Annotated in this window: 26 protein-coding genes and 1 riboswitch; of the genes, 11 read left to right on the forward strand and 15 right to left on the reverse strand. The window is 66.6% G+C overall.

Annotated elements, in window-relative coordinates:
• Window positions 1–55 precede the first annotated feature (55 nt).
• From panC to JI664_RS11535, 4 genes are all read left to right on the forward strand, one after another.
• Window positions 56–901, forward strand: a complete 846-nt coding sequence (gene panC, locus JI664_RS11520) for a pantoate--beta-alanine ligase (RefSeq protein ID WP_207013869.1) — start codon at window positions 56–58, stop codon at window positions 899–901.
• Window positions 902–943: 42 nt separating this feature from the next.
• Window positions 944–1,753: a 3-methyl-2-oxobutanoate hydroxymethyltransferase gene (gene panB, locus JI664_RS11525; RefSeq protein WP_207013870.1), complete on the forward strand. Its 810-nt coding sequence runs from the start codon at window positions 944–946 to the stop codon at window positions 1,751–1,753.
• Between the two features lie 253 nt (window positions 1,754–2,006).
• On the forward strand, window positions 2,007–3,077 hold the full coding sequence (locus tag JI664_RS11530) for a GSCFA domain-containing protein (RefSeq protein WP_207013871.1): 1,071 nt from the start codon (window positions 2,007–2,009) through the stop codon (window positions 3,075–3,077).
• Window positions 3,074–3,814, forward strand: a complete 741-nt coding sequence (locus JI664_RS11535; protein ID WP_207013872.1) for a hypothetical protein — start codon at window positions 3,074–3,076, stop codon at window positions 3,812–3,814. The genes JI664_RS11530 and JI664_RS11535 overlap by 4 nt, the downstream gene beginning before the upstream one ends.
• 93 nt (window positions 3,815–3,907) lie before the next feature.
• Here JI664_RS11535 and JI664_RS11540 read toward each other — a convergent pair whose 3' ends face one another.
• Together JI664_RS11540 and JI664_RS11545 are read right to left on the reverse strand one after the other, a co-directional pair.
• Window positions 3,908–4,675: a ChaN family lipoprotein gene (locus JI664_RS11540; protein WP_286174061.1), complete on the reverse strand. Its 768-nt coding sequence runs from the start codon at window positions 4,673–4,675 to the stop codon at window positions 3,908–3,910.
• Between the two features lie 32 nt (window positions 4,676–4,707).
• Window positions 4,708–5,586 carry an RNA polymerase factor sigma-32 gene (locus tag JI664_RS11545; RefSeq protein ID WP_207013874.1) on the reverse strand — a complete coding sequence of 293 codons (879 nt, stop codon included), beginning with the start codon at window positions 5,584–5,586 and terminating at the stop codon, window positions 4,708–4,710.
• A gap of 154 nt (window positions 5,587–5,740) precedes the next feature.
• Here JI664_RS11545 and JI664_RS11550 point away from each other — a divergent pair, with 154 nt between their 5' ends.
• Window positions 5,741–6,424, forward strand: a complete 684-nt coding sequence (locus JI664_RS11550; protein ID WP_207013875.1) for a glutathione S-transferase — start codon at window positions 5,741–5,743, stop codon at window positions 6,422–6,424.
• Here JI664_RS11550 and queG read toward each other — a convergent pair.
• The 3 genes from queG to mtgA all read right to left on the reverse strand — a co-directional run bounded on the left by queG (window position 6,414) and on the right by mtgA (window position 9,090).
• The gene (queG, locus tag JI664_RS11555; RefSeq protein ID WP_207013876.1) at window positions 6,414–7,457 is read right to left on the reverse strand and encodes a tRNA epoxyqueuosine(34) reductase QueG; all 1,044 of its coding nucleotides are present in this window, start codon (window positions 7,455–7,457) and stop codon (window positions 6,414–6,416) included. The genes JI664_RS11550 and queG overlap by 11 nt on opposite strands.
• A 129-nt stretch (window positions 7,458–7,586) precedes the next feature.
• The gene (locus JI664_RS11560) at window positions 7,587–8,264 is read right to left on the reverse strand and encodes a glutathione S-transferase family protein (RefSeq protein WP_207013877.1); all 678 of its coding nucleotides are present in this window, start codon (window positions 8,262–8,264) and stop codon (window positions 7,587–7,589) included.
• 136 nt (window positions 8,265–8,400) lie between these two features.
• Window positions 8,401–9,090, reverse strand: a complete 690-nt coding sequence (gene mtgA, locus JI664_RS11565) for a monofunctional biosynthetic peptidoglycan transglycosylase (RefSeq protein ID WP_286174062.1) — start codon at window positions 9,088–9,090, stop codon at window positions 8,401–8,403.
• Window positions 9,091–9,337: 247 nt separating this feature from the next.
• Here mtgA and JI664_RS11570 point away from each other — a divergent pair, with 247 nt between their 5' ends.
• From JI664_RS11570 to JI664_RS11590, 5 genes are all read left to right on the forward strand, one after another.
• Window positions 9,338–9,949 (forward strand): glutathione S-transferase, encoded by a 612-nt coding sequence (locus JI664_RS11570; RefSeq protein WP_207014086.1) that lies wholly within the window; start codon window positions 9,338–9,340, stop codon window positions 9,947–9,949.
• A gap of 294 nt (window positions 9,950–10,243) precedes the next feature.
• Complete coding sequence (gene petA, locus JI664_RS11575) at window positions 10,244–10,807, forward strand: ubiquinol-cytochrome c reductase iron-sulfur subunit (protein WP_207013879.1); 564 nt, start codon at window positions 10,244–10,246, stop codon at window positions 10,805–10,807.
• A gap of 15 nt (window positions 10,808–10,822) precedes the next feature.
• Window positions 10,823–12,166, forward strand: coding sequence for a cytochrome b (gene petB / locus JI664_RS11580; protein WP_207013880.1), 1,344 nt, complete (start codon window positions 10,823–10,825; stop codon window positions 12,164–12,166).
• Window positions 12,167–12,188: 22 nt separating this feature from the next.
• The gene (locus tag JI664_RS11585; protein ID WP_207013881.1) at window positions 12,189–12,974 is read left to right on the forward strand and encodes a cytochrome c1; all 786 of its coding nucleotides are present in this window, start codon (window positions 12,189–12,191) and stop codon (window positions 12,972–12,974) included.
• A gap of 125 nt (window positions 12,975–13,099) precedes the next feature.
• Window positions 13,100–13,636: a hypothetical protein gene (locus tag JI664_RS11590; protein WP_207013882.1), complete on the forward strand. Its 537-nt coding sequence runs from the start codon at window positions 13,100–13,102 to the stop codon at window positions 13,634–13,636.
• Here JI664_RS11590 and JI664_RS11595 read toward each other — a convergent pair.
• From JI664_RS11595 to thiB, 3 genes are read right to left on the reverse strand one after another with little or no spacing between them, the layout of a single operon-like run.
• Window positions 13,633–14,325, reverse strand: coding sequence for an ATP-binding cassette domain-containing protein (locus JI664_RS11595; protein WP_207013883.1), 693 nt, complete (start codon window positions 14,323–14,325; stop codon window positions 13,633–13,635). The two genes, JI664_RS11590 and JI664_RS11595, sit on opposite strands and share 4 nt — an antisense overlap.
• Window positions 14,312–15,835, reverse strand: coding sequence for a thiamine/thiamine pyrophosphate ABC transporter permease ThiP (locus JI664_RS11600; protein WP_286174063.1), 1,524 nt, complete (start codon window positions 15,833–15,835; stop codon window positions 14,312–14,314). Before JI664_RS11600 ends, JI664_RS11595 begins: the two co-directional genes overlap by 14 nt.
• Before the next feature lie 10 nt (window positions 15,836–15,845).
• Complete coding sequence (gene thiB / locus JI664_RS11605; protein ID WP_207013884.1) at window positions 15,846–16,859, reverse strand: thiamine ABC transporter substrate binding subunit; 1,014 nt, start codon at window positions 16,857–16,859, stop codon at window positions 15,846–15,848.
• Window positions 16,860–16,896: 37 nt separating this feature from the next.
• Window positions 16,897–17,004: riboswitch (TPP riboswitch) on the reverse strand.
• A gap of 64 nt (window positions 17,005–17,068) precedes the next feature.
• Between thiB and JI664_RS11610 the strand changes: the two genes are divergently transcribed.
• The gene (locus JI664_RS11610; protein ID WP_207013885.1) at window positions 17,069–17,389 is read left to right on the forward strand and encodes an antibiotic biosynthesis monooxygenase family protein; all 321 of its coding nucleotides are present in this window, start codon (window positions 17,069–17,071) and stop codon (window positions 17,387–17,389) included.
• A gap of 73 nt (window positions 17,390–17,462) precedes the next feature.
• Here JI664_RS11610 and JI664_RS11615 read toward each other — a convergent pair whose 3' ends face one another.
• The 7 genes from JI664_RS11615 to JI664_RS11645 all read right to left on the reverse strand — a co-directional run bounded on the left by JI664_RS11615 (window position 17,463) and on the right by JI664_RS11645 (window position 24,256).
• Window positions 17,463–18,356, reverse strand: coding sequence for a PhzF family phenazine biosynthesis protein (locus JI664_RS11615; RefSeq protein WP_207013886.1), 894 nt, complete (start codon window positions 18,354–18,356; stop codon window positions 17,463–17,465).
• Between the two features lie 160 nt (window positions 18,357–18,516).
• Window positions 18,517–18,981 carry an Hsp20 family protein gene (locus JI664_RS11620; protein WP_207013887.1) on the reverse strand — a complete coding sequence of 155 codons (465 nt, stop codon included), beginning with the start codon at window positions 18,979–18,981 and terminating at the stop codon, window positions 18,517–18,519.
• A gap of 198 nt (window positions 18,982–19,179) precedes the next feature.
• Window positions 19,180–19,977: a trypsin-like serine peptidase gene (locus tag JI664_RS11625; protein ID WP_207013888.1), complete on the reverse strand. Its 798-nt coding sequence runs from the start codon at window positions 19,975–19,977 to the stop codon at window positions 19,180–19,182.
• Window positions 19,978–20,115: 138 nt separating this feature from the next.
• Entirely contained in the window at window positions 20,116–21,387 is a 1,272-nt protein-coding gene (locus JI664_RS11630; protein WP_207013889.1) for a hypothetical protein, read from the reverse strand.
• Window positions 21,388–21,484: 97 nt separating this feature from the next.
• Window positions 21,485–22,795, reverse strand: a complete 1,311-nt coding sequence (gene glcF, locus JI664_RS11635) for a glycolate oxidase subunit GlcF (protein WP_207013890.1) — start codon at window positions 22,793–22,795, stop codon at window positions 21,485–21,487.
• Window positions 22,796–22,797: 2 nt separating this feature from the next.
• Window positions 22,798–23,139 (reverse strand): hypothetical protein, encoded by a 342-nt coding sequence (locus JI664_RS11640; protein WP_207013891.1) that lies wholly within the window; start codon window positions 23,137–23,139, stop codon window positions 22,798–22,800.
• Between the two features lie 4 nt (window positions 23,140–23,143).
• On the reverse strand, window positions 23,144–24,256 hold the full coding sequence (locus JI664_RS11645) for an FAD-binding protein (RefSeq protein ID WP_207014088.1): 1,113 nt from the start codon (window positions 24,254–24,256) through the stop codon (window positions 23,144–23,146).
• Between the last annotated feature and the right edge of the window lies 1 nt (window position 24,257).

Below are 24,257 nucleotides of genomic sequence, written 5' to 3' on the forward strand. Positions count from 1 at the left end.
CTTGTTCCCCCTGCGACCGGGCGGTATGAGTTGCGCCACGATCACGGGGGGCTCGATGCAGGTCTTTGAGACGAAAAATGCGGTCCGCGAGGCGGTCGCCACATGGCGCGCGGCGGGCGAACGCATCGTTCTGGTGCCGACCATGGGCTATCTGCATGCGGGCCACATGGCTCTGGTCGAACGCGCACGGGCCGAAGGCGACCGCGTCATTGCGTCGATCTTCGTCAATCCCACGCAATTCGGCCCGACCGAAGATCTGGCGACTTACCCGCGCGATCCCGAACGCGATCTTGCGATGCTGCGCGAGGCGGGCGTCGCCGGTGTCTTCATGCCCGACGTGACCGAGGTCTACGCCCCCGGCGCGCAGACCATCGTCGAGACCACCGAGCTGGCCAAGATCCTGATCGGCAAACTGCGCCCCGGCCATTTCCGCGGCGTGGCGACCGTGGTGACGAAGCTCTTCAACATCGTGCAGCCCGATACCGCCTGTTTCGGCGAAAAGGATTACCAGCAGCTCTGCGTGATCCGGCAGATGGTGCGCGATCTCGACATGCCGGTGCGCATCGTCGGCGTCCCCACGGTGCGCGAAACCGACGGGCTGGCGATGTCCTCGCGCAATGTGCGCCTGACGCCCGAGGACCGCAGCGCCGCCGTGGTGCTGTCGCAATCCCTGTTCGAGGCCGAGGAAATGGCAAAGACCGGCATCACCGCCTCGCGCCTTCGGGCCTGGGTCGCGGCCAATATTCAGGCCAATCCGCGCGCCGACCTGCAATCCGCCGATATCCGCGACGCCGAGACGCTCGCCACCATTTCGGGCCCGTTGCAGCGCCCCGCCGTGATCCTGCTGGCGGTGCGTTTCGGCAAGGTCCTGCTGATCGACCAGCGCGTCGTCACCCCCTAGCCGTCTCGACCCGAGCCGCCACCCCCGAGGAGGAGAAGCCCCATGTCAGCCCAAGCCCCGATTCGCCGTATCACCGTGCCGCAGATCCGCGCCCGCAAAGGCAGCGAGCCGATCGTGTCGCTGACCTCGTATCACGCGCATACCGCGGCCATCGTCGACAAATACGCCGATTTCATTCTGGTGGGTGACAGCCTCGGGATGGTCATGCACGGCATGGAATCGACCGTGGGCGTGACGCTCGACATGATGATCACCCACGGCAAGGCGGTCGTGCGCGGCACCAAGCGCGCGCTCATCGTTGTCGACATGCCTTTCGGCACCTACGAGGAAAGCCCTCAGATGGCCTTCCGCAACGCCGCGCGGATCATGTCCGAGACGCAATGCCAGGCGATCAAGCTGGAAGGCGGCGCGCGCATGGCCGAGACCATCCGCTACCTCGTGGATCGCGGCATCCCGGTGATGGCGCATGTCGGCCTGACGCCGCAATCGACCAATGTCATGGGCGGCTTCAAGACGCAGGGACGCGACGAGGCGACCTGGGCCCACCACATCGACGACGCCAAGGCGGTAGCCGAAGCCGGTGCCTTCGCCGTGGTGGTCGAGGGCGTGGTCGAACCCCTCGCCCGCGAGATCACCGCGCAGGTCGAGATCCCTACCATCGGCATCGGCGCCTCGGCCGATTGCGACGGGCAGATTCTGGTGCTGGAAGACATGCTGGGCCTGAACCCGCGCCCGCCGAAATTCGTCAAGGTTTACGGCGCGCTCGGCGGGATGATCGAGCGCGCGGTGTCGGATTATGCCGACGAAGTCAAATCCCGCGCTTTCCCCTCGGACGATCAAACCTACCGCTGAGACTTGCGCGCCCTGCGGTGGTGCAAACGACGGCGGAGGATGAGTATTTGGAGCAAACTGAAAGGGCTTAACGAAAGCTTAATGCCCTATCTTTGTTCCTAATATTTCCTCGGGGGAGTGAATTGGCCGCAGGCCAAGAGGGAGGCAGACGGCCCCCAAACCGGCAGGTTTCTGCACGCGCGAAATGGCGCATTGGCACGGACCGATTACCGCCCTAAAGTAGAGTAAACCCTCGTCAAACAGGAAAACGGCCATGACCAACCCCTACAGTGACCTGCCCAAGCGCGCGTTCTGGAGGTCGGGGGTCGCCGATCATTCGCCGCTGGCCTGGCCCGATATTTACCGCCCGCGCTTCGACATCGACCGCAAGATGCGGATTACCTGCGCCGGCAGTTGTTTCGCCCAGCATATCGGGGCGCAATTCAAGCGCCGAGGCTATAACTTCGTCGACCTCGAACCCGCGCCGCCGATGCTGGCGCGCGAGAACTGGCATAAGTTCGGCTTCGACCTCTATTCCGCGCGCTACGGCAATATCTACACCGCCCGCCAACTGGTGCAGATGTTGGCGCGCGGCGACGGGTCGCTGGAACCCTCGGAAACAGCTTGGATTGACCCTGACGGCCGCGCGCGCGATCCGTTTCGGCCAGCGATCGAGCCCGATGGATTCTCGGACGCCGCCGAACTGGCGCGGGACCGGGAATGGCACCTGCAACAGGTGGCGACACTTCTCGATAACACCGATCTCTTTGTCTTCACTCTGGGCCTGACAGAGGCCTGGGAATGCGTGGCCGACGATGTCGTTCTGCCCACATGTCCCGGCACCGTCGGCGGCACGTTCGACGCGGCGAAGTACCGGTTCAAGAATTTCTCATTCCTTGAAACGCTCACCGACATGAACCGCTTCATCGAAATCGCCCGTGCGCGCAATCCGGCGATGAAGTTCCTGTTCACCGTCTCGCCCGTGCCGCTCACTGCGACTGCCAGCGACCAGCATGTTCTGGTGGCAACGATGCAGTCGAAATCGATCCTGCGCGCGGTGGCGGCGGAATTGTACGACAGTCACGATTGCGTCGATTACTTCCCCTCGTATGAGCTGGTCGCCGCGCATCCAATGCGGGCGATGTCCTACATGCCCAACCTGCGCAACGTCGCGAGCGAGGGCGTGGCGCGGGTCATGGACGTGTTCTTCGGCTCGATCGGTGGCGAAGAACCGATGGCCGAGGCCGAAAGCCCGACGATGCCCGCCCGCCCAGCACCAAGAGCCGCAGCGCAGGATGACGATCTTGTCTGCGAAGAGGCCCTGCTTGAGGCGTTTGGACAATGACGGTTTTCGTAGCAGGCAATTCGCATACCGTCGCGCTTGCCAAGGGGGCCAAGACACTGAGCATCCCGCCCGAGCACGTTCAGTTTTTCGGTTTCGGCTCGGGCGCGATCGAAGTCACTCCCTTCGCGCAGCGAGCGGGTGACCGGGTGGTGATGCGCGATCCCGATTACGCACAAAATTTGCGGCAGGCTACTGGCAGCGACAGCATCGACGCGACCCATGTTTGGGCCGTCGTGATGGGCACGCATAATTTCCGCATCCTGCGCGGCCGTTTTTGGGGCGAAGCTGCCCCTTCGGCGCTTGCCGGGGCGCGCCAGAGACCCCTTTCAGACGCGGTGATCGATCAGATCATTTTCGACGACCAGTCGCATATCCGAGCGTTTCTCGAAAATCTCGCCGCGATAGGCGCGCGGTTTCTAGTCGTGTCGTGCCCGCCCTTGCGCAAGGATACCCCGAACATTCGCTCGGGCATTCCGACCGGGCCGCTTCTGGAGGTGGATCGCCGTGCCCGCGCCAGCCTACGCGGCTGGCTGGCCGCGCGCGACATCCCCTTCGTCGCCCCGCCCGAGGGCGTCACCGATGAAGACGGCTTCCTGCTGCCGGACTTCGCGCAGACCCATACCGCCAAGGGAACACCCGATCCGCATCACGCCAATGCCAAATATGGCGCGCTCATGGTGGAAAAGCTGGTCGCTGCAATCGACGCCCATTTCCCGGGTGCACGCAGCGCCGCGTGAGGCTCAGCCCATCTTTAATCCACAAATATCCTCGGGGGGTGAATTGGCCGCAGGCCAAGAGGGGGGCAGACGGCCCCCCTTTTCCCTCACCCTTTAGCGCAAGCTTTCGCAGGGATCGGGACGGTCCACCGGCTCGGTGATCACCCACAGATCATAGGGCGCATCGGGGCCCGGGTCGCTTTCCGTCTGTCCCAGCGCCAGCACGCTCACCCCGGGTGCGGCCTGCGCGATGAGGGCGGGCGCGCCGTGATCGCGGCGGGCATGGCCTGATCCGGCAATCACCGCCACCGGGCCGCCGGTCTCATCGAGAGCCAGCAAAGCCGCGCGGGCGAGCGACGCATCGCGCAGGCGCTGTGCCTCGACCATGCCGCCCATCATCCCGATCGGCATCGCGGCGCAATGGGCGTCGAATTGCGCGGCCTCTCGCGCCGTCTGCTCGGCTGTGGGAAGCGCCGCGTCCAGTCCGAACCGCGCGGCCTCGGGACCGAACACCGCCGCCGCCCCCTCCGAAAACGCGCGGCGCGCTTCAGGGCGCGGGATGCCCGCGCCGTAATGACGGGCCGAGCCCGCTGCTTCGAAGATCGGGAAATACAGAGCGAAATCGGGCCAGCCGCTTTCGGCCCAGCCCAAAGCGACAGCCAGCGCCTCTGCGTCGGTCCGGTCCCCGGGCATCGCCGCCGCCTGTTCCGGCGTCAGCATTTCCCAGACCACGGCCGCAGGCCGCTGCGCCCCGATGGCGCGCGCCTGATTGAGATGATGCTGCGGGTTGTCGTGAACCTCGCCCAGCACAAGGATCTGCGCCGGGGGCAGCCGGTCGAGATCGGATTGCGGTACTGGCTCTGCCCGGAGGAGTGCGGGCATGGCTGCGATCAGAACAGTCAGTGTCGTCGCCTTCATGCGAAGAAGGCGTAGACCCCCGGTGCCCGGCTGACAAGATCGCGTTTCATCTTGGCCAACGCCGCCGCTTCGATCTGGCGCACGCGCTCCTTCGACAGGCCGAGCTCGGCCCCAAGCGATTCCAGCGTGCGCGGCTCTTCGCCCAGCTTGCGGGCCGAGACGATGATCCGTTCGCGCGGATTGAGCGCCGCCATCGACTGCGCGAGCCAGCCGCGCAACACCCGGTTATCTTCGCGGTCCGAAACCACCTCACCCTGCGCCGAGGCTTCGTCTTCGATCGTGTCGATCCATTCGTGGCCGTCATCCTCGCCCGAAGGCTTGGCGTTCAGCGACAAATCCCCGCCGGCAAGGCGCCCGTCCATCATCATCACGTCATGCACGGGCACACCCAGCCGCTGGGCCACGCGCCCCATCAATTCGGGCCCGCCCAGTTCTTCGCCGGCCTGCCGCGCCTCGCGCTGCAATTCCGCCTGAACGCGGCGCATGTTGAAAAAGAGCGCTTTTTGCGAGGTCGTGGAGCCGGTCCGCACCATCGACCAGTTGCGCATGACGAAATCCTGCACCGAGGCCTTGATCCACCACACTGCGTAGGTCGAGAAGCGCACGCCGCGATCAGGATCGAAGCGTTCGGCGGCCTTCATCAGCCCCAGACCCGCTTCCTGAATCAGATCGCCCATCGGCGCGCCGTAGCGGCGATAGCGCGACGCCATCGAGATCGCGAGACGCATATACGCGGTCACCAGCCTGTGCAGGGCCCGTTCGTCACGTTCATCGCGCCATGCGCGGGCAAGCTGCAATTCGGTCTCGGCATCGAGCAATTCAGCCCGCATCGCCTGACGTGCCATGCGGTCGGTTCCAGTGGTGTCCAGCGCCATCGTCGTCTCCCGTCTATGCAGGGATTACGCGCGAGAGACGATTTGGTTCATCAATGAATCGAAAAAAGTCATCATTTGGCGCACAAAAGCTGATTTGCCAGAACCGGGCGGGTGTGAAACCAAGTCAGCATCCCTGTTTCGGAGCCGACTTTCCATGACCTACGACCTTTGCATCGCCGACCGAGCCTATTCCAGCTGGTCGCTGCGCGGCTGGCTGATGTTCGACGCCTTCGGCATCACGCATGACCTGACCGTGACCCGGCTGTACGAGCCCGGCTTCGCGCAGACGCTGGCGCAGTATTTTCCCGCCAAGACCGTGCCCGCCGTGCGGATGCCCGACGGACTCGTGGTCTCGGAATCCCTCGCTATCGCCGAGGAACTCGCAACCCGCCATCCCGATGCCGGGCTCTGGCCCGCCGATCCGCGCGCGCGCGCCGTCGCACGCCAGCTCGTGTCGGAGATGCATGCGGGCTTCATGGCGCTGCGCGATCACTGCCCGATGAACCTGCGCGTCAGCTACGCCGATTGCGCCCCGCCCGAGCCGGTGCTCAGGGATCTGGCGCGGCTTGCGCTGATCTGGGACTGGGCGCGACAGGAAACCGGCAGCACGGGCCCGTGGCTTTGCGGCGATTATTCGTTGGCCGACGTGTTCTACGCCCCGGTCGCCGCCCGGATCGCGGGCTACAACCTGCCCGTGGGCGAGGCCGAACAGGCCTATGTCGCCGCCCATCTCGCGCATCCCTCGTTCCGGCGCTGGCGCGAGGCATCGCTGAGCGACGGCCCCGATCAGCCCTTCTACGACCGCGACTATCCGCAGCGCCCCTGGCCTAGCGCGTAAGCCGCGCGACAGCCCAGCGGGCAGCGTCGCGCACCGTGGCATCAGGATCGTCCAGCAGTGCCTCAGCCGAGGGGCGCAAATGCGGCGCGCCGGAATTGCCGATCGCATAGAGCACGTTGCGCACGAAGCGGTCGCGCCCGATCCGCTTGATGGGCGAGCCGGAAAACCGCGCGCGGAAGCCCGCATCGTCCAGCGCCGCCAGCTCGGCGAGCGGCGGCGCGATCAGATCGTCGCGGGCCGCGTATTTCACTTCGGAGGCCTCGGCGGCGAACTTGTTCCACGGACAGGCCGCAAGGCAATCGTCGCAGCCATAGATCCGGTTGCCCATCTTGGCGCGCAGATCCTCGTCCACCGGGCCGTGATGCTCGATCGTCAGGTAGGAAATGCACCGCCGCGCATCCAGCTTGAAAGGCGCGGGAAAGGCATCGGTCGGACAAGCCGTCAGGCAGGCGGTGCAGGATCCGCAACGCTCGCGCGCGGGCGCGTCGGGCTCCAGCTCCAGCGTGGTAAAGATCGCCCCCAGAAAAAACCAGTTGCCCAGATCGCGGCCCAGAAGATTGGTGTGCTTGCCCTGCCAGCCCAGCCCTGCCGCCTGCGCCAGCGGCTTTTCCATCACCGGCGCAGTATCGACGAAGACCTTGATCCCGGCTGTCTCGCCCTGCCGCGCGGCCTCCTCGATCAGCCAGCGGCCCAGCCGCTTGAGCCGTTTCTTTACCACGTCATGATAGTCGCGCCCGCGCGCATAGACGCTGATCGCCCCCGCCTCGCGCCGCGCGACGGCCTCCATCGGGTCCTCGTCCGGGGAATAGAGCTCGGCCAGCATGATGACCGAGCGTGCCTCGGGCCAGAGCGCGGCGGGGTCGCCGCGCCAATGCATCCGCTCGGCCATCCAACCCATCTGCCCGTGATAGCCAGCCGCGACAAAAGCCTCCAAGCGCCCGGCCAGCTCGGGCAGCGCATCGGGCCGGGTCACGCCCATCGCCGCGAAACCCTCGTCTCTGGCACGCGCTTCAAGGGCCGCTTTCAGCCCCATCTTTGATCTCCAAATATCCTCGGGGGGTGAGGCGCGTCAGCGCCGAGGGGGGCGGACAGCCCCCCTTGCTTTGGTCGTGACCGAAGGGCGGAAAGCCGCCCTGCCCGACCCGAGCCGCTGCGAGCCCGCTCAGAAATCGAGATCGGCATAGCGCCGGGGCGGCGGGAAGCCCGGGACCTGATCGGCCAGAAGCGGGCGGAAGGCCGGGCGCGACTTGATCGTCGCGTACCACGCCTTGACCGAGGGCGCGCGGTCCCAGTCCACGTCTGAAATGTAATCGAGGCAGCTCAGATGCGCGGCGGCGGCGAAATCGGCAAGCGACAGCGCGTTCCCGGCGATCCAGCGGCGATGTTCTAGAAGCCAGCTCATGTAATCGAGATGGTACTTGATCCGCGCCGAGCCGGTCTTGATGTTCTGGCTATCGGGATAGCCGGTGCCCATGATCTTCTTGTTCACCCGCTCATAGAGCAGGTTGGCCGTCACCTCGGTGTGGAACTTGTCGTCGAACCACGCACACAGCCTGCGCACCTCGTAGCGCCCGGCGGGATCGTCGGGCAGCAGCGGCGGCGTCGGGTGGATCTCGTCGAGGAATTCGCAAATTGCCTGGCTTTCGTACAAAAGCCGCCCCTCGTAGCGCAGGATCGGGACCTTGCCGGCGGGGTTGAGGCGCAGGAATTCGGTCCCGCCCTCCCAGTAGCGTTCTTCCTTCAGCGAGAAGGGGATGCGTTTCTCGGCCAGCGTCAGCCGCACTTTGCGGCAGAAGGGCGAGAGCGGGACATGGTGGAGCAGGTGGACTTGCGTCTGCATGGGCGCATTCATTTGGGCTTTCCCTTTCCTTCGCACGCCCCCGGCGCGGACTGCAACCGCCCGTGGCCGGCCTAGGTGGCGAAGCGCGCGGGGTGTTGCCCGCTTGCCGAGCCGCCCGGGCGGTGAAGGCGTGCGCTCAGCCCCCGAAACAGGCCGAGCGGTCGTCACGGGTGATGGTGGCGGCGCCGTCGCGGATGGCGCGGGCGCGGCGCTCCATGAAAGCGTCGGGCCGGGCCGCATTACGGCTTTGCGGCGCGGGCAGCACCGAGGCCAGAAGCGCGGCCTGCCGCGCGCCCAGACCGGCGGCGTCGGTGTCGAAATAGTGCCGCGCCGCCGCCTGCACGCCGAACACGCCTTCGTCGAACTCGGCCATGTTCATATAGACTTCGAGGATACGCTCTTTGGGCCAGAGGATCTCGACCACCGGGGTCAGCACCGCTTCCAGCAGTTTGCGCAGCCAGTTGCGCCCATGCCACAGGAAGGTGTTCTTCACCACCTGCTGGCTAATGGTCGAGGCGCCGCGCGTCCCGCCCTCTTCCAGTGCAAGCCGGATCGCGCCCATGTCGAAACCCCAGTGGCGGCAGAAATTCGCGTCCTCGGCGGCGACCACCGACAGCGGCATGGCGCGGGCGACATCGTCGAAATCGACCCATTCGTGCTGGATGCCACCGAGACGGCGCGATTCGCTTGCCATGTACCAGCCGGTGGGCGGGTTCACGAAGCGATAGAGCGCGATCCACGCGACCAGCAGCACGGCCAGCCCCAGAAGGCCCAGCAACGCCCAGCGGAACAGCCGGCGGATGCCCGCGGCCAGCCGGTCGAGCATTCCCGGGCGCTTGCCCTTTTTCTTCTTTTTCGGGGTCGCTGCCCGTCTCGATCTTGCCATGCCGGCAGTTAACGGGTTGCGGGCCGGGGCATCAAGCACCGCGTGCGCGCGCCACCGGTCTGGGGGCGGCGGCGGGACTGGCGGCCCCTTGCCGAAGCGGCGGCGCGACGGGCGGGCGCCGATGGACCTTTGGCGCGCAGGTGATACGCTGGATTGCAACGCCCCGGCCACAGGATCCGCCACCATGATGACGCTTCACCACAGCCCGACCTCGCCCTATGTGCGCAAGGTGATGATCGTGCTGCACGAGACCGGACAACTGGACAACGTGCGACTTGTACCCGGCTCGGGAACGCCGGTTGCCCCCGCGCAGTCGCTTCTGGGCACCAACCCGCTGGGCAAGGTGCCCGCGCTGGAACGCGAGGATGGCTGCGCGCTGTATGACAGCCGGGTGATCTGCCGCTATCTGGCCGCGCAAAGCCCCAAAGGCGCCGGCCTATACCCCGCCGCGCCCGCCCTATGGGAGGCGCTGACGCTCGAATCGACCGCCGACGGCATCCTCGATGCGGCGCTTCTGATGCGCTACGAAACCGTGCTGCGCGCGCCCGAGCAGCAAGCCAGCGACTGGGTCGAGGGTCAGTGGGGCAAGGTTTCGCGCGCCCTGTCGGTGCTTGAACAACGCTGGATGGCGCATCTCGAAGGGCCGCTGACCATCGGCGTGATCGCGGCAGGCTGCGCGCTGTCCTATCTGGATTTCCGCTTTGCCGAGCGCGACTGGGCCGCGCAACATCCCGCGCTGGCGGCGTGGTCGGCGCGCTTTGCCGGGCGCGACTCGATGCAGGCGACGCTGCCCCAATAGCGGCCCTGCCCGCGACTCGGGCCGCGCGGCGCAGCGGACGGGTGCCCTGCTGCCGATGCCTTCGCCCCGCCGCAGAGCGCCGCATGACGCCGAAACACTCAGCGAAGCGCCAAAACCCGGCGTGATTCGGATCGGCCTGCGTGTGACATTTACTCACGCGCATACAGCCCATTGTATGCTGGACGCGGGCTTGCGCCCCCGTTAAAAGCGCGAGCACGGATGGGGTGTGGGCGACCACAGCCCTGAACGCATGCGGTCGGGTCAACCGGCCCCAGTGACAATGGAGAAACGCTCGTGTCCCACGCAGAAGAGCACGAAGGCACCCGCCGCGATTTCCTGTATTACGCGACGGCCGGTGCCGGTGTCGTTGCCACAGGCGCGGCTGTCTGGCCGCTTGTGAACCAGATGAATCCCTCGGCCGATGTGCAGGCCCTGTCGTCGATCTTCGTCGACATCAGCGGTGTCGCGGTCGGCACGCAGCTGACGGTGAACTTCCTCGGCAAGCCCGTGTTCATCCGCCACCGGACACAGGAAGAGATCGACGCCGCGCGCGCCGTCGAGCTGTCGGATCTGATCGACCAGAACGCCGAGAACCCGAACCTGCCCGCAGGCTCGCCCGCCACGGACGAGAACCGCGCGATTGCCGGCAAGGAAGAATGGCTGATCATGACCGGCGTGTGTACGCACCTCGGTTGCGTGCCGCTGGGCAATGGCTCGGGCGATTTCGGCGGCTGGTTCTGCCCGTGCCACGGGTCGCACTACGACACCGCGGGCCGTATCCGCCGTGGTCCGGCGCCGCAGAACCTGCATATTCCGATCGTCAGCTTCGTCGACGACACCACCATCCAGCTCGGCTAAGGGAGAGACAGAAGCATGTCCGGAATTCCCCACGACCATTACGAGCCCAAGACCGGTGCGGAGAAGTGGCTTAACCGCCGCCTGCCGATCGTCGGGCTTCTCTACGACACCCTGATGATCCCCACGCCGAAGAACCTGAACTGGTGGTGGATCTGGGGCATCGTCCTTGCTTTCTGCCTGGCGCTGCAGATCGTCACCGGCATCGTGCTGGTGATGCACTACACGCCGCATGCCGACATGGCCTTCCGTTCGGTCGAGCACATCATGCGCGACGTGAACGGCGGCTACATGCTGCGCTATCTGCACGCCAACGGCGCTTCGCTGTTCTTCTTCGCCGTCTACATCCACATCTTCCGCGGCCTCTACTACGGTAGCTACAAGACCCCGCGCGAAGTGACCTGGATCGTCGGCATGCTGATCTACCTGCTGATGATGGCCACGGGCTTCATGGGCTACGTGCTGCCGTGGGGTCAGATGTCGTTCTGGGGCGCCACCGTGATCACCGGCCTGTTCGGCGCGATCCCGGGTATCGGCGAACCGATCCAGCAATGGCTGCTGGGCGGACCGGCGGTCGGCAACGCCACGCTGAACCGCTTCTTCTCGCTGCACTACCTGCTGCCCTTCGTCATTGCGGGTCTTGTGATCGTCCACATCTGGGCCTTCCACACCACCGGCAACAACAACCCGACGGGCGTCGAAGTGCGTCGCGGCTCGAAGGAAGAAGCTGAGAAGGACACCCTGCCCTTCTGGCCGTACTTCGTGATCAAGGACCTGTTCGCGCTGGTCGTTGTGCTGCTGGTGTTCTGGGCGATCGTCGCCTTCATGCCGAACTTCCTGGGCCACCCCGACAACTACGTCATGGCCAACCCGCTTTCGACGCCGGCGCATATCGTCCCGGAATGGTACTTCCTGCCGTTCTACGCGATCCTGCGCGCCTTCACCGCCGATGTCTGGGTCGTGATGTTCGCCAACTGGATCTCGTTCGGCATCATCGACGCCAAGTTCTTCGGCGTGCTGGCGATGTTCGGCGCGATCGCGGTCATGGCTCTGACGCCGTGGCTGGACACCTCGTCGGTGCGCTCGGGCCGCTATCGTCCGATGTTCAAGTCGTTCTTCTGGCTGCTGGTGATCGACTTTGTCGTGCTGATGTGGGCCGGTGCCATGCCCGCCGAACCGCCCTACTCGACGATCTCGCTGATCGGTGCGACCTACTGGTTCGCCTACTTCCTGGTGGTTCTGCCGCTTCTGGGCGTGCTTGAGCGTCCGAAGACCCCGCCGGCGACCATCGAGCAGGACTTCAAGTCGCATCTCAAAGCCAAGAAGTCGGGCCCCGCGCCTGAACAGATCCCGGCCGAGTGATCGAAAGGAAAAGGTGATACCCATGTTCCGCAAACTACTCCTTTCGACCCTGGCGGTCCTCTCGCTCGGCAGCGCTCCGGCGCTGGCGGCGGGCGAAGGTGGCCATGTCCACGACTTCGCCTTCTCGTTCGAGGGTCCGTTCGGCACCTATGACCGCGCGCAGCTTCAGCGCGGCCTGCAGGTCTACAACGAGGTCTGTTCGGCCTGTCACGGCCTGACCATGGTCGCGTTCCGTTCGCTGTCGGACGAAACCGGCCCGGCGGTCGAGGGCGACACGCTTCGCGCCTTCGCCGCCGAGCATGAAGTCGAGGACGGCGAGGGCGGTTACCGCGCCGCTGAACTGACCGACCACTTCCCCGGCTCGTCGCTGGAAAACGCGCCGGACCTGAGCCTGATGGCCAAGGCCCGCGCCGGTTTCCACGGCCCCTATGGTCTGGGCATCAACCAGCTCATCCACGGGATGGGTGGCCCGGAATACATCGCGTCGTTCCTGACCGGCTTCACCGGCGAGGAAACCGAGATGGCGGGCGCGCTGTTCTACGAGAACGAAGCGTTCGGCGGCAATGTCGCCATGCCCCCGGTCCTGTTCGAGGATCTGGTCGAGTATTCGGACGGCACCCCGGCCACCGAAGAGCAGATGGCGCAGGACGTCGCGGCATTCCTGATGTGGGCGGCCGAGCCGCACCTGCCGCAGCGCAAGATGTGGGGCTTCATCGGCGTGCTGTTCCTCGCCATGCTGGCCTCGCTGCTGTACCTGACCAACAAGCGCCTCTGGGCGCCGATCAAGAACCAGGCCAAGCAGGGCTGAGCCTCGTCGATCACAAATCTGTCGAAACGCGCCCTTCGGGGCGCGTTTTGCGTTTGGCGGTCTGGAAACGACAATTTCCCGCCGCTAGGGTTTCGGCGCCCGATTTCAGCCGAGACGTTGTTACCATGGTTCGAACCGCTTTCCTTGCCCTGCTGCCGCTTCTGACCCTTGCCGCCGCCCTGCCCGCGCAGGCGCAGTGGATCGCCGCCGGGCGCTGGGGCGACGAGACGGGCTTTCGCTACGTGCAGCCCGGTCGCTGGATGGTGCTGGAGCGCGGTGGCCGGGTCGAGATGTCGGCCGAGGGCGACAACCATCTGGGCCGGCTGACGCTGTCTTGCGACGCCGGCAATCCGCGCGGGCGCATGATCTTCGACGCCTATCGCGGACCGGGGCTGGCGGAATCGGTGCTGTCACCCGAACAGCCGGGCCGCGAGTCGGTGACGCTGCTGATCGACGGACAGCCCTTTTCAGGCACGTTCGAATACCGCCCCAACGACCGCTATTGGCTGGCCGATGGCGGATTGACGCCCGAATTCCTCGACGCGCTGGCGGGCGGTCTGGGCATGGAGATGCGCGACAGTTCCGGCGAAAGCGTCACCCGCTTCCGCCTGTCGGGCACCGGCGCGGCCCGGGCGACCGTCGCACGGCTCTGCGGGATCTAGCCCAGATACGCTTTCAGAGCGGGCGGCGGATCGGCCAGCAAAGCCTCGGTCGGCGCGGGCGGATGCGCCACGCCATCGGCCACGAGCAGGATAGAGTCGCACAGCCGGCGCGCGTCCTCGGGGTCATGGGTGATCATCAGCACCGTCGCGCCCGTCTCGTCCGCGATACGCGCGACAAGGTCCAGCATCTGCCGCTTCAACGCCGGACCCAGCGCGGCGAAGGGTTCGTCGAGCAAGATCACAGGACGCGCGCGCAGCAGAACCCGCGCAAGCCCCGCGCGGCTGATCTGCCCGCCCGAAAGCTGACCGGGTTTGCGGGCCTCCAGCCCGTCGAGCCCGGTTTCAGCCAGCGCCTGCTTCACCGCCCCACGTTGATCGGGCTTCAGCCGAAGATTGGGATCGGCGCCCAGCGCGACGTTGTCGAACACGCTCAGATGCGGCAGCAGGTTGTTATCCTGAAACAGGATGGAAAGCGGGCGCTTGGCCGGGGCAAGCGTGTCGATGCGGGTCCCGTCCCACAGCACCTGCCCGGAACGGAGCGGCACGAAACCCGCCACCGCGCCGATCAGCGTGGATTTCCCCGCGCCTGACGGCCCCATCACCGCCACCCGCGCGCCGTCGGCGACGCTCAGATCCGCTTGCAGCCGGAAGCTGCCCAGCGTGATGTCGGTGTTCTCAAGCCTCAGCATGGCGGCCTCCGATCAGACGTTCGAGCGCGACGAAGGCGCCCAGCGACAGGCCCAGCAGCAGAACAGCCGCGCCCGAGGAATCGCCGCTGCGATAGGCGCCCAGAAGGCGGTGCATCTCCATCGGCAGGGTTTCAGAGCCCGTTTGCGCGAACAGCACGATGACCCCCAGATCGCCCAGCGACAGCGCCGCGCCCAGCCCCAGCGCGAAGCCCGCCGGGCGGCGCAGCCGTGGCCACAGAACCAGCCGCCAATGCGCCACCGGCCCAAGCCCGAGCGAGGCCGAAAGCCGGGCGAAATCGGCCTCGGCCCGGCGCGCGGCGGGAATGATCGCGCGCAGCACGAAGGGCAGCGCCATCGCCGCGTTGACCAGCGCGGTCACCGGCAGGGCAAGACGCTGCGGGTCGATCCACGGATTGACCATCAGGAACAACCCGGTACCGATCACGAGGGGCGAGGCCACGAGCGCCGAGGCGCCAAGGATCTCGGGCCAAGTGCGGCGCAAGGCGGCGGCGGTCAGAAGCGCCGCGAACACAGCCAGCAACAGAACCGAGGCCGAAGCCACCAGCAGCGAGCGCCCGGTCGCCCACCAGATCACCGGTGGCAGCCCGGCGACATAGGGCAGCCCGCGCAGGATCACCAGCGTCAAGGGCGCCAGCAGGAACAAAGCGGCAAGCCCGATCGCCGTGGCATCAAGCACGCGGACCAGCCCGCCGGGCGGCGCGGGCGCGGGGCGGTCCATGCCCACGGCGCCGGTTTCCGGCAGGGCCAGCCGCGCAAGCAGCAAGAGTGCCGCCAGCCCCACCCCGGCCTGCACCGCTGCCAGCAGCGCCGCGCGCCCAAGGTCGAAATCGAAACGGAAGGCCTGATAGATCGCCAGCTCCAGCGTCGTCGCGCGCGGCCCTCCGCCCAGCGTCAACGCCACCGCGAACGAGGTCAGGCAGATGAGAAACACCACCGCCAGCGTGCCGGGCACAATACGGGCCAGCATCGGCGCCTCGATCAGCCGGAACCGCGCCAGCCCGCCAAAGCCCAGAGCCGCCTGCAGGCGCAGATGCTCGGCCGGGATGCGTGCCCAGCCCTGCAACAACAGCCGGACCGAGAGCGGGAGGTTCAGGAAGACATGCGCCAGCACCACACCATGCAGCCCGTAGATCTGCAGCCGGGGCAGCCCGGCAAGGTCGAGCAGGTCGTTGAGAATCCCGTTGCGTCCCAAGAGCGCCAGCAAACCCACGACTGCCACCAGAACCGGCAGGATGAAGGGCGCGCCCATCAGCACGATCAGCGCGCGGCGCCCGGCGAAGCGACGCCGCGCCAGCGCGCGGGCGACGGGGATCGCCAGCGCGACGGAGACCAGCGCCGACAGGGCCGCCTGCCAAAGCGTGAAGCGCAGCGCGGCCCAGTCAGCGGCGCCCCAGCCGGTGCTATGCTCGGCGCGCAGTGCAACGGCGACCAGCGCGCCGAAATTCAGCGCAAGAAGAAGCGCCGCCACAAGGGCGGCGCCGGTCTTCATCCACAGGGGCTCAGCGTGCCAGCGCATCCCGCCACACATCAAGCGCCGCATCGCGCCGCGCCTGTGCCTCGTCCGCCGGGAAAAGCAGCGAGGTTTCGGGACGGATCAGACCCTGGAACCCTTCGGCGAGGCCCGCGTCGGGCATCACGGACGGGTACATCCAGTTGGTTTCGGGGATGATCGACTGGAACGTGTCCGAGGTCACGAATTCCATGAACTGCGCGGCCAGGTCCGGCTGGTCGGTATTGGCGACGATGCCCGCGACCTCGACCTGCATGTAATGGCCTTCCTCGAACAGGGCCGCGGCCTTGGTCTCATCGTCCTCGGCGATGATGTGATAGGCGGGCGAGGTGGTGTAGCTCAGCACCATATCGGCCTCGCCTTCAAGGAACAGGCCATAAGCCTCGGACCAGCCGGGGGTGACGGTGAGGATGCGCGGCGCCAGCCCTTCCCAGATCGCCGGGGCTTCATCGCCATAGGCCGCCTCGACCCACATCAACAGGCCAAGCCCCGGCGTGGAGGAGCGCGGATCCTGAATCACCACGCTCAGGTCGCTGTCGATCAGCTCGGCGAAGCTGGCGGGCGGGGTGTCGATGCGGGTGGTGTCGTAGACGAAAGCGAACCAGCTCCAGTCGAAGGGGATGAAATGCGCGTCATCCCACGCGATCGGCAGGTCGAGATCGGGCGAAAGTCCGTGTTCCGCGATCAGCCCCGCGTCCAGCGCGGCGGCGGTCAGGTTGGTGTCGAGACCGACCACGACGTCGGCTTCGGTCCGGTCGCCGGTCAGCATCAGCCGCGCCAGCATCGCCGCGCCGTCGCCCGCCGATTCGAAGACCAGATCGCAGCCGCAGGTCTCTTCGAACGCGGCTTCGATCTGCGGGCCGGGGCCCCATTCGGCGGTGAAGCTGTCATAGGTCAGCACGCGCAATTCCGGCGTCTGCGCCGACGCGGCGAGCGGAAGCGTGGCGGGGACGGCAAGGCACAAGGCCGAAAGCAGTCCCGTGGCAAGGGTCGGATTGGTCATGGTCTATCCTCCATTGCGACGGGCGGGGTCGGGGTGAGGAAAAACCTGTCACCTTCCCTCCGCCGGTCTTAACCGGTTCAGGTTCAACGGGTCCGCGGCCGTGCCACATCTCAGCCAGCGTTCGCCGGCCCCCCGAGGTACGCGGCAACATAACCCTTTGCACCGCGCCCGCAAGGGGGCACCATGGGGCCAGCCAAGGGAGGACTCTCATGCCCATTGCCATTACCCCCGATTTCGACGGTCAGACCGTGATCTCGACCTTCGAGATGACGCCGGGCACCTGCAGCGACGTTCTGGAGATGCTGACGGATGCCTATGACTCGGTAATCCAGCACCAGCCGGGCTTTCTGGGCGGCGCGATCCACGTGAACGACGCGCAGACCCGGATCAGCACCTATTCGCGCTGGGAGAAGCGCGGCGATTTTCAGGCCATGCTGCGCACGCCCGAAATGCGCGAGCGCAATCGCGCGATCTCGGCGCTGTGTTCGCGCTTCGAGCCGGTGATGTACGAGGTGGCGGCTGTGTTCTGAACATCCGGGCCGCCGCGCGGGTTCCAGTCGCGCGGGTGAGTATTTTCGGCAGAATGAAGGGGCGCGCGCGCGCTCAGGCCGGGGGCGGCGCGATGCGGCCTTCGGCGATTTTCACCGCGCTCCCGGCGACACGAACGGCCTGCAGCATGCCCTGCACGATTTCGGGCGTGACGAAGATCTGCGAGGGACGCCCCATCTCGACACCCTGATCGATGCGGATCGGCGTGGCGCCCTCGGGCAGCAATCCGCGGGCGTGAAGCTCGGCGGCGAAGATCGCGCTGGCCGAACCGGTGGCGGGGTCTTCGGGAATGCCGGCAGTGGGCGAAAACATCCGGGCGCGGTAGCCCTCGGGCGTTTTCACATAGCACCACGCGCTATCGACCCCGGCTTCGTCCATCAGCCGGGACCAATGCGGCTCGATCGGGCGCGCGGCTTGCAGCGTGGCGAGATCGGGCAGCGGGATGTACAGGAAGGTGGGTCCGCCCTGCCAGATCACCGGGGCGGCGTGCCCCTCGGTACCCAGCGTTTTGACGCCCAGCGCCGCTGCGCAAAGCGCCGGATCGGCCTTGCCGGGCGCGGCATGCGGTGTCACGGGCGCCGTGAATTCGGCGCTGACCGCGTTGCTCTTGCGGGTGATGGTGACCGGGACAAGGCCCGCTTCTTCCTCGAGCACCAGCTGCGCGGTGGCATCCGGCCCCGGTTCGGCCAGACCAGACAGGGCGATTGCGCAACCAATCGTCGGATGACCGGCAAAGGGGATCTCGGCGGTGGGAAAGAAGATCCGCACGCGCGCCCGGTGCGCCGGGTCACGCGGTGGCAGGGTGAAGATGGTTTCCGACAGGTTGAATTCGCGCGCGATGGTTTGCATCTGCGCCACGGTCAGATCGCCCGCGTCGTGGACGATAGCCAGCGGATTGCCGGAAAACGGCGTGCGGGTGAAGACATCCCAGGTTTCGAAATTCAGCATGACGCGGCGGGCCTCTCTGTTCGCGTTCCCCGAGTGGTAACCCGGAAGCGGCGCACTGCGGAAGGGGCGCATGCGCGCAGCGAAAAGGGCGCGCCCTTGCAGGCACGCCCTCCTTCACGCTTCGGCAGCGGAGACCTCGGAGCCGCCGAGGCGTCAACTTTTACGCCGCGGAGGCATCGACCAGTTGCTCGCCCGAATGCGCGCTGGCGATTTCGATCCGGCGCGGCTTGAGCGCTTCGGGGATCTCGCGCACGAGATCGATATGCAGCATGCCGTCGGCATGGGTCGCGCCCGAGACGCGGACATGGTCGGCAAGGTGGAAGCGGCGCTCGAAGGCGCGGGTGGCGATGCCACGATGCAGATAGCTGCGCTGCTCGTCCTTGTCCTCGCCTTTGCGGCCCGAGATGGTCAGGCCGTTTTCCTTCATCTCGACGTTCAGCTCATCGGCGCTGAAACCGGCAACCGCGACCGAGATGCGATAGGCATTCTCGTCGGTCTTTTCGATGTTGTAGGGCGGGTAGGTCGGCTGCACGGGTTCGGCAGCGAGAACGCGATCCATCAGGTCGGCCATCCGGTCGAAACCAACCGAGGCGCGGAACAGCGGGGTCGGGTCAAACGTACGCATGTGAGTCATCCTTCGATAAGCGATGTCTGCTTTGATAAGCGTTATCAGTGTTTTGCCCGCCGGATCATCCGGCCGGGCGGGGTACCGGGCCCCTGATGGGCGCCCGATGCAATGGATGTGGGAAGCCTTGAACGGGGTTTCAAGACCCCCGATCACCGGCGACAAAAAGGGAGAAACGAGCCGGTCGAAGGGCGGATCTCAGGGCCGCACGAAACGCGCCGAATCGCGCGCGCCCTGCTGGCCGGGACGCACGGGCGCCCCGGCAGCGCCCGCGCCCGGGCTCAGCTGATCGGCAAGCTGGCGCACCCGCTCGCCGAACACCATGCCCAGCGAGAGCGGCCGGTCGCTGCTTTCGACCCGCGCCGAGATCACCGAGACGATGCGTGGCTCGCCCGCCTCGACGATGAAAACCGGCGAGCCGGACGCGCCGTAATCGATATCGCACGAGAACACGGTGATCCCGTCATGGCGCTGCTCGACGACATGGCAGCTTTCCTGAATCGAAGGGGCCTCGGCGCGGTTGCGGGCATAGCTGATCACGGCCACCGAATCGCCGGTCTCGACACCGCGATCGGCCACCCGGAAGGGCAGGATCGCCGTGGTCCGCACCGGGCGGTCGAGTTCGAGCAGCGCGATATCGGCAGGGACATTGCCCAGCTCGGCCCCGGCGGCGAAGTCGAATTGCGGCCAGATCGACGACCGCCGGATGCCGCGGATCGCCTCGGCCCGGCCCGTGCGCCACCCGGCGAGGAATTCCAGACGGTCCTCGGGCAGCCGCACACCGGTGCGGCGGTCGAACAGGCAATGCGCGGCGGTCAGCACCAGCGTGTCCGAGATCAGCGTCGCGGTACAAAAGCCCACGCCCTGCATGTTGAGCCGACCCACGGCCTCCCACCCCCGGCTGGCATCGCCGGTCTGCAGGCTCTGCAGGCGGCTGTCCTGCTGGGCCTGCACGGCGAGCGGAAACACGGCAAGGAGAAGGGCGATCAGGCGCATGGGGTCTCGCAGGCGGGGTTGAGACGGGTGTGCCCGGCGATGGTGGCGGAATTTTGGCGGAGGGGTGGGGACGCCTCCGGCGGGAGTATTGGGGGCAGGGTGAAATCAGCAAACAATCAGAGTTTGAGACGCCACTTCTTAATCTCTTGGAATAGAAGGCCAGATAGGGATGACCGGTCCGGGCTCCAAAGGTTCGATAATATTGCTTAGAGCTTCTGCGCCTTCGGCCACGGCGGGACCGCCGAAGAAGCTGAAATTCGTGGTAATCATTGTTGCGAGCAGCGCACCCGTTGCGCTGCCGAGACATCCGGCAAACACTTCGCGCATCAACGATGCTTTCGGACCGTTGGCCGAGGCGATGAGAGTGGCGTTTTGCTGTTTGAGAACTCTGATTTGTTCTTCGAGCCTGACGATGAGCAGCTCCTTGTCAGAGGTCTCGGCCAGCAATTGCGCGATTTTTCCGAAGGTCTTCGCAAGTGTTACAATCGGCTCGAGTTCCGGCGGCGTCTCATTGGGGCAGCCTACTTGCCGCAGATACGCTGCTTCCATGGTCTCGAACTGAACGCGCAAGAACTCAGCGGAGCGCCGCGAGGCGGTCGGCGTCGCGAGCACGAGTTGGATATGTGAACGTTCAACGTCGGTGATTTGCGGAGGGTCTGGTGGCTTCGTCGCCTGAGACCGATGTTCATGCACGATACCGGCGATCAGCGCGTTGACTTCTGCTTCGGGTTTGTCCCAGTCCGCGTCGTCGATCAGCGCGATCTTGGTCAGGAGGTCCCAGTCCTGTGCCTCGCCTTTGAGGGCCTTGTCGTACCAGTCGAGCCAGAAGTGCCAGCCGGGCCCCTGATCCGAGAGGGTGTCGCGGATTTCGGACCATTGCGATTCGAACGGATTTTCCTCGGGCCAAAGCCGTACGGCATTGAGGTCTGTGCCTGCCTCCAGGGCGGAGGCGTCGGTGGCACAGGCGGCAAAGACAGCAACGGCAGTACCGGCAGCGGCATGGGATGCATAGGCGGCCGCAAAAGCGGCACGGGAAGCAAGGGATGCATCGGCGGCGAAGATTGCCGCTCGGGAGGCATCAGCCGCAGCATTGCCGGCAGGATTAGTGGCATGGGCGGCGGGGCCCGCGGCATGGGCGGCGTGGGCGACGGCTTGCCTGATTGGCGGGGTTGGATAGGTACCCCCAACTCCGCCAATCAGGTTCACGCGCAGTACTTCGTTCGCGTTAGCATCACGGTTGTTGTGCTTCGCAACCTGTTGCCACCGCCAATAAATCGGCAAGACCCGCATCGCCGCCCTGTGCGCGATCAGGACGGCCCATCGCTGCGCTTCCTCTTCTCCGATGCGGTCAGGCAGGCTTTCCAGCCACGCCCTCAGGCTTTCTCCATCCCTGATCTCGCTCGCATCCATCGCACGCACCTGCCTTGCACACGCAGCACGGTAGCGAAGGCGCGGTATGCGGGCAATCCGGGGTGAGGGGGTGCGTGCGGGCACGCACCCGACGGGATCAGGTCAGGACCGGCACGCCCGCCCTCTCGCCCAGCGCCGCCGGCCTCGGGCCCCCTGTCGCCCAATCGACCAGCTCGACCGTGTGCACCACCGGCACGCCGGTGCCGGAGCCGATCTGCATCATGCAGCCGATATTGCCTGCCGAGATCACGTCGGGCGTCTTGGCTTCGAGCGTGGCGACCTTGCGGCGTTTCAGCTCGCCCGAAATCTCGGGCTGGAGCAGGTTGTAGGTCCCCGCCGAGCCGCAGCACAGATGGGGATCGGCGGGTTCGACGACCGTGAATCCCAGCCGCTTGAGCAGCGCCTTCGGCGCGTCCTTGATCTGCTGGCCATGCTGCAGCGAGCAGGCGGCGTGATAGGCCACGCGCAGGGGCTCAGGCGCCGCGCCCTCGGGCTTGAGTTGGGTCAGGACCTCGGACACGTCGCGCGCCAGCCCGGCAATCGTCGCGGCGTCGTCGGCCAGCGGATCGTTGCGGAACATGTGCCCGTAATCCTTGACCGTGGTGCCGCAGCCCGAGGTGTTGATGACCACGGCGTCGAGGCCCTCGCCCCTGACCTCGGCCATCCAGGCGCGGATATTCTGCGCGGCGGAGGCATGGCTCTGATCCGTCTGGCCCATATGGTGGGTCAGCGCGCCGCAGCAGCCCGCGCCCCTGGCCACGACAACCTCGCAGCCCAGCCGGGTCAGCACGCGGATCGTGGCGTCGTTGATATCGGTGTTGAGCGCCTTTTGCGCGCAGCCGGTCATCAGCGCGACGCGCATCCGGCGCGGCCCCTGCACCGGGAAGACCTGTGGCGCGTCGTTGCGGCTGACGGGCGGGATCTGTTTCGGCGCCATGGCCAGCATCGCCTTCAGCCGCGCATCGGGCATCAGGAAAGCGAAGGGACGACCGATCTTGGCGCCCAGCAGCGCCAGCCGAAAGCGGGTGGGATGCGGCAGGATCCGCGCCAGTGTCCAGCGCAGGAAGCGGTCCATGAGCGGGCGCTTATAGGTCTTTTCGATATGCGCGCGGGCAATGTCCACGAGATGCATGTAATGCACGCCCGACGGACAGGTCGTCATGCAGGCAAGGCAGGACAGGCAGCGGTCGATATGCTTGACGGTCTTTTCATCCGCCGGGCGGTCTTGTTCGAGCATGTCCTTGATCAGGTAGATACGCCCGCGCGGACTGTCGAGTTCATCCCCCAGCACCTGATAGGTCGGGCATGTGGCGGTGCAGAAGCCGCAATGCACGCAAGTGCGCAACACCTCGTTGGCACGTTGGATCGCGGGGGCCTTGAGCTGTTCGGGCGTGAACGTGGTCTGCATGTCTATCCCCAGATCCAGAAAGTCAGCGGCGCCAGAAGGGCGACGGCAAAGCCCAGCGCCTTGGGCAGCGGGGTTTGCGTCAACGCCGCGCCGAAAGCGCCGCAAGAGACGCTGTAGAGCGTAACGATGAGCGAGAGAAAGGCGGCCTCGGCGCGCAGGCTGTAGCCCGGCGCGCGCAGCAGGACGACGCACAGCATCGCGGCGATGGCGATGGTCAGCGACAGCGCGATGCCGGTAGTCGCGCCGCTTTCGGGGTCGCGGCGGCCGATGATGATCCGGCGCATCAGCAAGATCGTGGCGAGGCCGACCAGCGCGGGACTGAGGATGAGCAGGACGATATCCATCCGCTCAGCCCATCAGACCGGGATTGAACAGCCCGCGCGGGTCGAACCGTGCGCGCAGGCCCAGCGACAGCGCGGCGACGGGGGCCGGTTCGGGCTGAAAGCTGGGCAGGTTGCGCCGCGCCTCGACGCTGGCGCGGATGAGGGTGGCGTGCCCCCGGAACGTCCCCAGCCGGGCGCGCAGGTCGGTGCCCTCGGCCAGGCGCAGCCAGACCAGCCCGCCGCCCCAGTCGAAAAGCGCGTCGCCCCCGGCGCTTGCCGCCAGCGCGGGCGCGTCCGAGGGTTTTACCGACAGACGCCAGACATCGCCCGCGCCCTGCCCCGACGCGAAGGGCGTGACGTCGCGCACCTGCTGCCACAGCGTGACGCTATCCTTGCGCGACAGGCGCACCGAGCGGCCAAACCGCGCAAGCGCCGTGGCAAGTTCCTCGGCACGGTATTCGACCGAGGCTTCGAACCCCTCGATCCGCAGGGCGGTGCGGCCGTCGGGCAGATGGGAGGCGGCGTTCACCTCCCATGGCAGGCTCAGGGCGGTGGACATCAGCGCCACCGCCTGCGCGGCGTCGAGACCGTCCCAGACCAGCGTCGCCGCGCTGTCGGGGGCGGGCAGCAGCTTGAAGCTGACCTCGGTCAACACGCCCAGCGTGCCCCAGCTTCCCGCCATCAGCTTGACCAGATCGTAGCCGGTGACGTTCTTCATCACCCGCCCGCCATTCTTGACCACGTTGCCGGTGCCATCGACGAAGCGCACCCCGATCAGGCTGTCGCGGCAGGCGCCCGCCACCACCCGCCGCGGCCCCGAGGCATTGGCGGCGACCATGCCGCCCAGCGTGGGCGCGCCCGTGGTGCCCAGAAGCGCGCGGTGGTCCATCGGCTCGAACGGCAGGCGCTGACCCTCGGCGGCGAGGGCCGCCTCGACCTCGGCCAGCGGCGTGCCGGCGCGCGCGACCAGCGTCAGCGCGCCCGGCTCGTACAGCGTGATCCCGGACAGCCCGCCAGTTTCCAGCACCCCGCCCGGCTGGATCAGCCCGACAGGCCGCGTGCCGCCGCCCCGGATCGCCACCGGCGCGCTGGCGCCGCGCAGCACCTCCGCCAGCTCGGCTTCAGATTGCGGGCGGATG

It is taken from the genome of Rhodobacter sp. NTK016B (assembly GCF_017303295.1).
Taxonomy (GTDB): domain Bacteria; phylum Pseudomonadota; class Alphaproteobacteria; order Rhodobacterales; family Rhodobacteraceae; genus Pararhodobacter.

Bases quoted from the DNA above. Each gene is read 5' to 3' on its own strand.
- queG (WP_207013876.1), bottom strand. From the start codon at position 7,457: ATGGGGCTGAAAGCGGCCCTTGAAGCGCGTGCCAGAGACGAGGGTTTC.
- JI664_RS11625 (WP_207013888.1), bottom strand. From the start codon at position 19,977: ATGCGCCTGATCGCCCTTCTCCTTGCCGTGTTTCCGCTCGCCGTGCAG.
- JI664_RS11640 (WP_207013891.1), bottom strand. From the start codon at position 23,139: ATGGATATCGTCCTGCTCATCCTCAGTCCCGCGCTGGTCGGCCTCGCC.
- JI664_RS11630 (WP_207013889.1), bottom strand. From the start codon at position 21,387: ATGGATGCGAGCGAGATCAGGGATGGAGAAAGCCTGAGGGCGTGGCTG.
- JI664_RS11615 (WP_207013886.1), bottom strand. From the start codon at position 18,356: ATGCTGAATTTCGAAACCTGGGATGTCTTCACCCGCACGCCGTTTTCC.
- mtgA (WP_286174062.1), bottom strand. From the start codon at position 9,090: ATGCTCGACCGGCTGGCCGCGGGCATCCGCCGGCTGTTCCGCTGGGCG.
- petB (WP_207013880.1), top strand. From the start codon at position 10,823: ATGTCCGGAATTCCCCACGACCATTACGAGCCCAAGACCGGTGCGGAG.
- thiB (WP_207013884.1), bottom strand. From the start codon at position 16,859: ATGACCAATCCGACCCTTGCCACGGGACTGCTTTCGGCCTTGTGCCTT.
- JI664_RS11595 (WP_207013883.1), bottom strand. From the start codon at position 14,325: ATGCTGAGGCTTGAGAACACCGACATCACGCTGGGCAGCTTCCGGCTG.
- JI664_RS11540 (WP_286174061.1), bottom strand. From the start codon at position 4,675: ATGCCCGCACTCCTCCGGGCAGAGCCAGTACCGCAATCCGATCTCGAC.
- JI664_RS11550 (WP_207013875.1), top strand. From the start codon at position 5,741: ATGACCTACGACCTTTGCATCGCCGACCGAGCCTATTCCAGCTGGTCG.
- glcF (WP_207013890.1), bottom strand. From the start codon at position 22,795: ATGCAGACCACGTTCACGCCCGAACAGCTCAAGGCCCCCGCGATCCAA.
- JI664_RS11535 (WP_207013872.1), top strand. From the start codon at position 3,074: ATGACGGTTTTCGTAGCAGGCAATTCGCATACCGTCGCGCTTGCCAAG.
- panC (WP_207013869.1), top strand. From the start codon at position 56: ATGCAGGTCTTTGAGACGAAAAATGCGGTCCGCGAGGCGGTCGCCACA.
- JI664_RS11620 (WP_207013887.1), bottom strand. From the start codon at position 18,981: ATGCGTACGTTTGACCCGACCCCGCTGTTCCGCGCCTCGGTTGGTTTC.
- JI664_RS11585 (WP_207013881.1), top strand. From the start codon at position 12,189: ATGTTCCGCAAACTACTCCTTTCGACCCTGGCGGTCCTCTCGCTCGGC.
- JI664_RS11570 (WP_207014086.1), top strand. From the start codon at position 9,338: ATGACGCTTCACCACAGCCCGACCTCGCCCTATGTGCGCAAGGTGATG.
- JI664_RS11610 (WP_207013885.1), top strand. From the start codon at position 17,069: ATGCCCATTGCCATTACCCCCGATTTCGACGGTCAGACCGTGATCTCG.
- JI664_RS11545 (WP_207013874.1), bottom strand. From the start codon at position 5,586: ATGGCGCTGGACACCACTGGAACCGACCGCATGGCACGTCAGGCGATG.
- panB (WP_207013870.1), top strand. From the start codon at position 944: ATGTCAGCCCAAGCCCCGATTCGCCGTATCACCGTGCCGCAGATCCGC.
- JI664_RS11530 (WP_207013871.1), top strand. From the start codon at position 2,007: ATGACCAACCCCTACAGTGACCTGCCCAAGCGCGCGTTCTGGAGGTCG.
- JI664_RS11590 (WP_207013882.1), top strand. From the start codon at position 13,100: ATGGTTCGAACCGCTTTCCTTGCCCTGCTGCCGCTTCTGACCCTTGCC.
- JI664_RS11600 (WP_286174063.1), bottom strand. From the start codon at position 15,835: ATGAAGACCGGCGCCGCCCTTGTGGCGGCGCTTCTTCTTGCGCTGAAT.
- JI664_RS11560 (WP_207013877.1), bottom strand. From the start codon at position 8,264: ATGCAGACGCAAGTCCACCTGCTCCACCATGTCCCGCTCTCGCCCTTC.